Origin of the sequence: Ohtaekwangia sp. (genome assembly GCF_036786105.1) — a bacterium.
Classification (GTDB): domain Bacteria; phylum Bacteroidota; class Bacteroidia; order Cytophagales; family Cyclobacteriaceae; genus Ohtaekwangia.
Genome location: NZ_DAIQRQ010000077.1, coordinates 1 through 8,882, shown reverse-complemented (window position 1 = coordinate 8,882; position 8,882 = coordinate 1). Strand labels below are relative to the sequence as shown.

Below are 8,882 nucleotides of genomic sequence, written 5' to 3'. Positions count from 1 at the left end.
CGGGAGGTTCAAGTCCAGCAGGGGGAGCAAAAGCCACCAGACCGGTGGCTTTTTTATTTCCCGCATCCCGATAACTATCGGGAACAGAAAAACACAGAACAGGAATACAAAAAATAATCTCTAACAGATTGCACTGATCTACGCAGTCAAATTCAACTGCATTTTTCTTTGTGAAACTTTGAGCCTCCTTTGAGATACTTTGTGTAACTGGATTTTGGTGTAAGATGCTTATTTTCGTAATCGATATTATATTCGTTTTTAATTGAGTAATAAATTTTATGAGATCACTGTTCTTGATATACTTCTTAAGTACCATGGCCCTGCACGCACAGGAAAAAATATTTCTATACCCTGCCAGCGAAAAAGTTACCATCGATGGTTATGAAAAAGATAAGGAACCTCCCTACTTTGAGTACTACAAGGCTAATCCGGATTCTGCCAACGGTTCGGCTATACTGATTTGTCCGGGCGGAGGTTATGCTCACCTGGCGGAGTGGCACGAGGGTAAAGATGTAGCAAAGTTTTATAACCAGTACGGGTTTGATGCCTTTGTGCTGCACTATCGTCTTAATACAGATGATCAGTCCGGGCATCGTCATCCTGACCAGTATCGCGATGTCACTACGGCCCTGCGCATTATCAAGTCGCGGGCGAAGGAATGGAAGCTTGATCCGGAGCGCGTGGGCATTCTGGGCTTTTCGGCAGGCGGACACCTGGCGTCTATGGCTGCAACGATGCACCTACCGGCCAATAAGAAATCTAAAAATATATTGGATCAATGGAGTACGCGTCCTTCGTTTGCTATACTTATATACCCGGTAATTACGTTGGCTGGTTCGGCTGCTCATAATGGTAGTCGCGAGATGTTGCTCGGAAAAAATCCGGATAACGCACTGGTTGATTCTCTCTCGACACAAAACCGCGTTGATAAACATACCCCTCCTACCTTCCTGGTATATGGTAACGAAGACAACGCTGTGCCACCTGAAAACGGAATTCTGTTTTACCAGGCTCTCCGCAAAAATAATATACCTGCAAGCCTCCTCATCTATGGCCAGGGCGGACACGGCTTCGGCATGGCTCCTAAAGACGCGGTGTTGAATACATGGCCGTGGTTGAGTGTAAAGTGGCTGGAGAAATTGGGATATAAGAAATAGCTGTGAGCTTGGAGCTTTGAGTTGCGAGTCGTGGAATAAAGGCTGCTGGCTACTGAATAATTGGTGTACGGCAACTTTATTCTATAAAGAAAAATCCAGTTGTTTGGAACACAGAGTTACTCCAAGGATCTCTTTGAGAGCTTTGTGTTTCTGGATTTTAAAAACATGTACAAAGGAATACCATCCCTTTATTAAAAAATTCGACACTTCCCGAAAATCTACCAGCAGCCTGAAGCTGGCAGCCAGCAGCTAATTCCCAGATCGTCTTGTAAAATTCAAATCGTTAACTAACTTTGTATTTCAAAGTACTTTCAAATGAAACAAATCCAGGAGTACGAAAAGGATATTGCTTCGATCCGCAACATGATGGAGCGCTCCTCCAAGTTCATCTCTCTCAGCGGATTATCGGGCGTAATGGCAGGCATCTATGCATTGGCCGGTGCGTTCACAGCTTATTTCACGCTGCATTATCCCATCTCTCCCATGCACTTCCGGCAATACTCGTTGCAAAGTCCGGAAGCATTTACGAAACTCATTCTTATAGCCTCCGTGGTTCTGGTTGCTTCTATTGCCACGGGACTTTGGCTCAGTGCCAGGAAAGCGCAGAAGCATGGTGAAAAGCTCTGGAACTCTACCAGCAAAAGCCTGGTGTTTAATATGGCTGTGCCACTGGTGAGCGGTGGTATATTTATTTTAGTTATACTGTATACCGGGCACTTCGGGCTTGCAGCACCGGCTTGTCTGATATTCTATGGACTGGCATTGATACAGGCAAGCATTAACACGGTGGATGAGGTGCGATACCTGGGCTTTTCTGAAATTATACTGGGATTGATCTCTGCTTCTTTGCCCGGGTATGGATTGATCTTTTGGACAATAGGATTTGGTGTTCTTCACATTATATACGGGGGCATCATGTACAACAAATACGACAAGTGAAGAATCCGTTCGACAATCTCGATAAAGTACTGGAGCACCGTGTGAGGTTACAGATCATGTCTGTGCTGGTAACGAACGATGGATATGAATTCAGTTCGCTGAAAGATATGCTGAGCGTTACAGACGGCAACCTGGCTTCTCACATCAAGGCGCTGGAACGTGAAAAGTATATATCGATATCGAAATCGTTCATCGATCGAAAACCGAATACGAAGTATAAAATTACGGAGCGCGGGCGCACCGCTTTCAAGAAGCATCTCGATGCACTGGAGGCGGTGGTAAAACAACAGAAATAATTTTTTTAGCAATCAACTTTGAATTTGAAAGTACTTTTAAATGAATAACAAAAGCTATTACCTGATTCCTTCATTCACTATGAAAACACGGCTCAACAAAACAGCACTCTGGGTCTGCATCACGATTATAACTGCTATTGTGCTGAAGATTCTCTTCAACGGCATTGCTTCCGGTGAAATGATCTTGTTCCTGAATCCTACCAGCACTATGCTGGAGTATATACTGAACAAGCACGCACAATCTACCACCAGTGGATTTTTCTTTCCTGATCTGCACATTATGATTGATCGCTCTCTGTCCAGTGAAAATTTCCTGGTAATGGTATTCTTTGTATTGTCGTGCACAGCACCGTATCACATTCTTAAAGCGTGGAAAGCAATACTTCTGTATGGCGCTATATTGTTAGCATCATTTGTTCTGACGCTGGCCATTAGCGCGGTGCGCATTATGATGGCTTTGCCCGTGATTCGCTTACAAGACTCACAACCCTGGCTTAACTCTTTCTGGATGCAGCGTGTGGAAGGCGGTGTATTTTATATTATCGCTTTGCTGCTGGTATACCTGGTATTTCGAAACATTTTTATACACATGAAACAACAACATGACTTGCAGCATCCACAGGCATCTGCCGTGAGGCATAACCTGTTTGTTACTTACCGCAGAAACTCTCATTTACATTAATTCATTACCACTTATGCAAACTTCATCATCATCACCCAATCCTACGGGACAAGTATTTGAAAGGATCAGTGCTTGGTTCCGCGATTCTATTATCGTTAAGCTTTTTGCTATTGGCTTGCTTATACTCATCCTGCTCATTCCGCAGGTATGGATTGAATCCATTATGCACGAGCGGCAATATAATGCATCGTCTGTGGTAAATGAGATCACATCCAAGTGGTCGGGCACGCAAACCCTGGCCGGACCAGTGCTTGTTATACCTTTTACCAATCGCGAGAAAATTGATAAAGGCAAAGAAGGAATCGAGATACGCGAATGGACACAAGATGCCTATTTCCTTCCGGAGCATCTTGCCGTGAATGGTACGGTAAATCCACAAATACTTCATCGTGGTCTTTACGATGCTGCAGTATATGAATCCAACATTACGTTGAAGACAACCTTTGCAGCGCCTAACTTCAAAAAATTAAACGTTAATGAAAAGGATGTACACTGGAACGAAGCACGACTTGTACTTTGCATCAGTGACCTGCGTGGCATCAGTGAAAATCCTTCTTTCAAATTAGACACTTCTTCTCTTAGCAGTGAACCTTCCAACCAGATCGGGTTTGGTGTAACAACAGCTACGCATGCCAGCGCACCATCTGCCTATGATGACACCAGCTACGATGTAACTTCTCCAGCGGCCATTACCAGCAAAACCGGTATCATCGCGGCATTACCCTGGCAAACGGCAGCCGACTTTTCCGGGGAGATCTCCACACAACTAAGTTTAAAAGGAAGTACGTCATTGAATTTTATACCAGTTGGTAAAACAACAGAGGTAGCGTTGCAGGGACCGTGGGCAAACCCAAGCTTTAACGGAGAATTTTTACCAGCATCGCGCGAAATAACGGACAAAGGATTTACAGCTAACTGGAAGATACTGCACTATAACAGACCTTTTGCACAAGAGTGGACCGGCAGTGAACAAGAACTTTCAGGCTCTGCATTTGGCACAGAACTTTTAATACCGGTAGATCAATATCAAAAAAGCATGCGCACCGCTAAATATGGCGTACTGATCGTGCTGCTTACGTTCATCTCATTATTCCTGGTGGAGATTATCAAGAAAATTCGTATTCATGCTTTTCAGTATTTACTGATTGGCGTTGCGCTGGTGATATACTATACATTGCTGCTATCGTTATCAGAACATGTCGGCTATAATCTTGCATACCTGATTGCCTCCGCTGCCACTGTTATATTGATCAGTTTGTATGCGCTTACATTCTTACAGCGAGGATCGCTGGTTGCATTCTTCAGCTTTATCCTGGTATTCTTCTATGGTTTCATTTTCGTAATCATTCAATTGCAGGATTACTCATTACTGCTCGGAAGTATAGGTCTGTTTGTTGTGATTGCACTGGTAATGTATTTCTCACGCAACATTAAATGGTATAGGGAAGCGGAGGTGCAGGTTTAAAAAGTTTAAAAGTTCAAGGTTTAAAGTTCAAGGTTTAAGGAATACCCCTAACCTTGAACTTTGAACCTTAAACTTTGAAAAATTACTCCTTATCAAGGAACGGATATCGATAATCTACCGGAGGCACGAAAGTCTCCTTGATCGTGCGAAGCGATGTCCAGCGGAGCAGGTTTACCTTAGCACCGGCTTTGTCGTTGGTACCAGAGCCTCTTGCACCGCCAAAAGGTTGCTGACCTACTACAGCACCTGTAGGTTTATCGTTGATGTAGAAGTTACCGGCTGCGTTAGAAAGTTTCTTCGTAGCAAGGTCGATCGCATAACGATCTTTTGCTATGATCGAACCTGTCAGTGCATACGGTGAAGTGTTATCCACCAGCTCGAGTGTTTTTTCAAAGTCAGCTTCCGGGTATACATATATGGTTAACACCGGACCAAAGATCTCTTCACACATGGTGATGGAAGATGGATCTTTTGATACGATCACGGTGGGTTCCACAAAGTATCCTTTTGATTTATCGTATTTACCACCGGCTATAATTTCATTGGCAGCATGGGCGCGCGCCTTCTCAATATAGCCTGCAATCTTATCGAAGGAGCGTTCATCGATCACAGCGTTAATGAAGTTGCCGAAATCTTCCGTGCCACCCATCCGGAAGCTCTTCAAATCATCCAGCAAATATTTCTTTACATCTTCCCACAGGTTGGAAGGTATATAGGCACGTGACGCAGCCGAACATTTTTGTCCCTGGTATTCAAATGCACCTCGCGATAAAGCAACCGATACTTCTTTTGCGCTGGCACTCTTGTGCACCATTACAAAATCTTTACCACCGGTCTCTCCTACCAAGCGGGGATAAGTTCTATACTTATGGATATTCTGACCGATCGTCTTCCACATGTTCTGGAATACCGCGGTACTTCCGGTAAAATGTAGTCCGGCAAAATCGCGGTGATTGAAAATGATATCACCTGCTGTTGGGCCGTCTACATAGATGAGGTTGATCACACCATCCGGTAAACCGGCTTCTTTCAATACTTGCATAATTACATTGGCAGCATATACCTGTGTATACGCTGGTTTCCACACTACAGTGTTACCCATCAGCGCCATACTCGTGGGCAGGTTGCCTGCTATAGCGGTAAAGTTGAACGGTGTTACTGCGAATGTAAATCCTTCCAGCGGGCGATACTCCATTCTGTTCCATACACCGGGCGATGACGCAGGCTGCTCCTGGTATATCTGCCACATGAAGTATACATTGAAGCGCAGAAAATCGATGAGTTCGCAAGCTGAATCGATCTCCGCCTGGAAAGGACTTTTGGATTGCCCAAGCATAGTAGCTGCATTGATCTTGTAGCGATAAGGTCCTGCCAGCAAATCTGCTGCTTTCAGAAATATACCTGCACGATGTTCCCAGTCGAGGTTTGCCCATTGTTCCTTTGCTGCGAGTGCCGCAGCAACAGCCTGCTCTACATGTGCCGCATCGCCTTCATGAAAATATCCCAGTGTATGCTGGTGGTCATGTGGAGGCGACAACCGGATCTTTTTGCCCGTGCGAACTTCTTTATCACCGATATACATGGGGATATCGGTTTCTTTTGCACGCGCTTCTTCTAGTGCTTTCTTCAGGGCCGCGCGTTCTTTCGTTCCGGGAGCATAGCTGAGAACAGGCTCATTTTTCGGATCAGGAACGTGGAAAAATCCTTTCGACATAAATTATGATTCAGTTATAGGTTAATGGAATTGTGATTTGTGGGCAAAGGTAAATAATTCAAAGAATCTGCCGCAGTTCCGACAGGCATGCAATCTCGTGTGTTACAATGCTTTCGTGTGCACTGCGTTCAGGGTTATAAAAAATATTATCGATTGAAGCATTGCGAGAACCACCCATATCGGTAATCAGGTTATCACCAATCATAATAGCTTCATGGTTGCCAATGGCATAATACTTCAGCGCAAATTCAAATATTTCTTTTGCCGGCTTTTTATGACCTGCTTTTTGTGATGTAACAATGTGATCGAAGTATTTATGCAGATTGCCCGAGGTAAGCTTGGTATGTTGTATCTCTTCAAAGCCGTTGGTAATGACCGACAGGCTATATTTCCCGCGCAGGTATTCCAGTACTTCAATCGCGTATGGCATCAGACTCCCCTTCTTCGGGCACGCCTCCAGGTAATCGGTTGAAAGATCTTCGCTGAGCTTTTCATTGTAAGCATGAAACGATTCGAGTATCTGTTTGAAGCGCTCTCTGCGAATCACTTCACTCGCAATCCGGCCGGTATCATACAATTCCCACAAATGCGTGTTCACGGTCTTAAATCGCTCCAGGAAAGCTTCAAGGGTGGTAACACCTTTCGCCTGCAGATCGTACTGATGATACAACTCACCAAGTGTCTCGCGCGAATTGGTTTCGTAATCCCACAGGGTATGATCGAGGTCAAAAAAGATACAGGCGTATTTCTTGTCCGATGGCATGATGATGTCGCTAAGTAAGAATCAATTCCGGCCGATGATAAATTCCGTTCGCTTCTATATCTAATCGCTTTTTAATCGTTCTTTTTCGAGTCGACCTTCGCGCCATGCCAATATCTGGCGATTGTTCACGGCCAACTCGCGATTGGTGAACAATGTCTGATAAATGTGCTGATCGTGCTGCAACTGTGAATCTCTTCGCAAAAACTGGAAGATCTGTTTGATAATGTCTCCTACCTCATCTTTGATCTGATAAAATACCCAGTGGTTATATCTTCTATGTCCTAATATTCCCGCATTCTTGAGATAAATAAGATGTCTTGAAGTTTTGGCCTGGGTGAAATCCAGGATTTTTTCGATGTCGGTGATGCACATTTCACCGTTCATAAAAATCAGGTGCAGAATCCGAAGGCGTGATTCATCGGCACAAGCCTTAAAAATCTGCGATCCCAGCGTAAGATTAAAACTTTTCAGTCGCATGGCACATCCTTGCAATATTGCCAAAGGTATGGGAAATTAGGCAGTTGTAAGGCTTATAGCTATATTTGAACACCTGAGCGAGTAGAACCGTGAAATTGCATCTGAAAAATACCATCACCATTGCCCTGCTACTGCTGTCAGTTTTTTGTACTGCTCAGTTGGCGCAGGCGCAACAGAAAAAAAGGATTATACAGTTGTCTGGTGTTGTAATTGAAGAAGACACTGTGAATGGCAAGCCTGTGCCGGGTGTGCACGTATATGTGCCGAAAGCAGGCCGGGGTACTACCACCAACAACGTAGGTTTCTTTTCTATGCCTGTGCTTACCGGCGATGAAATCGTGATCTCTTCAGTCGGCTATCAACACCAGACGTTTGTGGTGCCTGACGATTCTCCGGAATACCAGACTATTATCATCACCATGCTGCAGGATACAACCTTGCTCCCTGAAGTTGTGGTTATGCCTTTTCCTACTGAAGAAGTTTTTAAAGAAGCTGTACTGGCATTGAATCTTCCGATGGAAGATGAACGCGTTGACAAAAAGAATATGAACCAGGAGTTGTTGGCATTGATGGTGAAGACCACACCTATGGATGGTTATCAGAATCAGCGGTATTACCTCAACCAGTGGGCCGGCTCTACCAACTCCAAGTTTCAGCCCGTTACCAATCCATTCCTGAATCCTTTCAACTGGGTGAAGTTCTTTAACTCACTGAAGAAGAACAAGAAAAAGTAATTTCTGATTCTCTGCTCTTTTCAATTTACTCTACTTGGGGGGAATAATCTTTATTATTAATATTGCAGCCCCAAATTTTGGGGATTTCGGGGTGTAGCGCTGCCCGGTTAGCGCATCCCGACAGAGTCGGGAGAGTCGGATGTTCGAATCGTTGTGTACAGTAAATATATTATGTGTAGTGTATATATTTTAGAATCAGAAGAAGGTAAGTGGTATTATGGTTCTTCTGAAAATGTAGAACAGCGAGTAAAAGATCATAATACCAACCGGGCAGATATACGAGATTTAAAGGTCCATGGAAGCTTATCTTCCGCAGAGACTTTGATAATAAAACTGAAGCCTTAAAGTTTGAGCTTCAATTAAAGCGAGTGAGGAATAAGGCCTATATTCGCAAAAGCTTTTCAGATTTTTTTCTGAACCAGGACGAGTGAGGAGATGTCTCTTCGTCAGAACAAAAAATACTTCGGGATGTAGCACAGCCTCAGCTAGCGCATCCCAACAGAGTCGGGAGGGTCGAATGCCTTTCCGAAAAGATTTCTCGGGGTGTAGCGCAGCCCGGTTAGCGCACCACGTTAGGGACGTGGGGGTCGGATGTTCGAATCATCTCACCCCGACATTGTGACAATCAATTGTCGGTAAAACCCTTTATATCGTA

General features: G+C 44.3%; 11 protein-coding genes and 1 tRNA gene. 8 read left to right on the top strand and 4 right to left on the bottom strand.

Features of this window, described 5'->3' with window-relative positions; all coding sequences use genetic code 11:
* Positions 1-316: hypothetical protein (locus V7Q33_RS21085; protein WP_333821173.1), on the bottom strand; the 316-nt coding region annotated here is incomplete at its 3' end.
* Here V7Q33_RS21085 and V7Q33_RS21080 point away from each other — a divergent pair.
* The 5 genes from V7Q33_RS21080 (at position 315) to creD (ending at position 4,539) form a co-directional block, all read left to right on the top strand.
* Entirely contained in the window at positions 315-1,157 is an 843-nt protein-coding gene (locus tag V7Q33_RS21080) for an alpha/beta hydrolase (RefSeq protein ID WP_333821171.1), read from the top strand. The two genes, V7Q33_RS21085 and V7Q33_RS21080, sit on opposite strands and share 2 nt — an antisense overlap.
* A gap of 315 nt (positions 1,158-1,472) precedes the next feature.
* Positions 1,473-2,096 (top strand): hypothetical protein, encoded by a 624-nt coding sequence (locus V7Q33_RS21075; RefSeq protein ID WP_331982482.1) that lies wholly within the window; start codon positions 1,473-1,475, stop codon positions 2,094-2,096.
* Positions 2,093-2,392 carry a winged helix-turn-helix domain-containing protein gene (locus V7Q33_RS21070; protein ID WP_331982485.1) on the top strand — a complete coding sequence of 100 codons (300 nt, stop codon included), beginning with the start codon at positions 2,093-2,095 and terminating at the stop codon, positions 2,390-2,392. Before V7Q33_RS21075 ends, V7Q33_RS21070 begins: the two co-directional genes overlap by 4 nt.
* Positions 2,393-2,432: 40 nt before the next feature.
* Entirely contained in the window at positions 2,433-3,074 is a 642-nt protein-coding gene (gene xrtK / locus V7Q33_RS21065; RefSeq protein ID WP_333821170.1) for an exosortase K, read from the top strand.
* A gap of 13 nt (positions 3,075-3,087) precedes the next feature.
* Positions 3,088-4,539: a cell envelope integrity protein CreD gene (gene creD, locus V7Q33_RS21060; protein ID WP_333821169.1), complete on the top strand. Its 1,452-nt coding sequence runs from the start codon at positions 3,088-3,090 to the stop codon at positions 4,537-4,539.
* Positions 4,540-4,621: 82 nt separating this feature from the next.
* Here creD and pruA read toward each other — a convergent pair whose 3' ends face one another.
* The 3 genes from pruA to V7Q33_RS21045 are packed head-to-tail and all read right to left on the bottom strand — an operon-like array spanning position 4,622 to position 7,493.
* Positions 4,622-6,253, bottom strand: a complete 1,632-nt coding sequence (gene pruA, locus V7Q33_RS21055; RefSeq protein WP_331982494.1) for an L-glutamate gamma-semialdehyde dehydrogenase — start codon at positions 6,251-6,253, stop codon at positions 4,622-4,624.
* Positions 6,254-6,311: 58 nt separating this feature from the next.
* Positions 6,312-7,016 carry a YjjG family noncanonical pyrimidine nucleotidase gene (locus V7Q33_RS21050; protein ID WP_333821168.1) on the bottom strand — a complete coding sequence of 235 codons (705 nt, stop codon included), beginning with the start codon at positions 7,014-7,016 and terminating at the stop codon, positions 6,312-6,314.
* A gap of 60 nt (positions 7,017-7,076) precedes the next feature.
* Entirely contained in the window at positions 7,077-7,493 is a 417-nt protein-coding gene (locus tag V7Q33_RS21045; RefSeq protein ID WP_331982511.1) for an ArsR/SmtB family transcription factor, read from the bottom strand.
* Between the two features lie 89 nt (positions 7,494-7,582).
* On the opposite strand from V7Q33_RS21045, the gene V7Q33_RS21040 reads away from it, so the two are divergent.
* The 3 genes from V7Q33_RS21040 to V7Q33_RS21035 all read left to right on the top strand — a co-directional run bounded on the left by V7Q33_RS21040 (position 7,583) and on the right by V7Q33_RS21035 (position 8,841).
* The gene (locus tag V7Q33_RS21040) at positions 7,583-8,227 is read left to right on the top strand and encodes a carboxypeptidase-like regulatory domain-containing protein (RefSeq protein WP_333821167.1); all 645 of its coding nucleotides are present in this window, start codon (positions 7,583-7,585) and stop codon (positions 8,225-8,227) included.
* Between the two features lie 171 nt (positions 8,228-8,398).
* Entirely contained in the window at positions 8,399-8,572 is a 174-nt protein-coding gene (locus tag V7Q33_RS23465) for a GIY-YIG nuclease family protein (protein WP_442946010.1), read from the top strand.
* 194 nt (positions 8,573-8,766) lie between these two features.
* Positions 8,767-8,841 (top strand) — tRNA-Pro (locus V7Q33_RS21035).
* Positions 8,842-8,882: the final 41 nt, after the last annotated feature.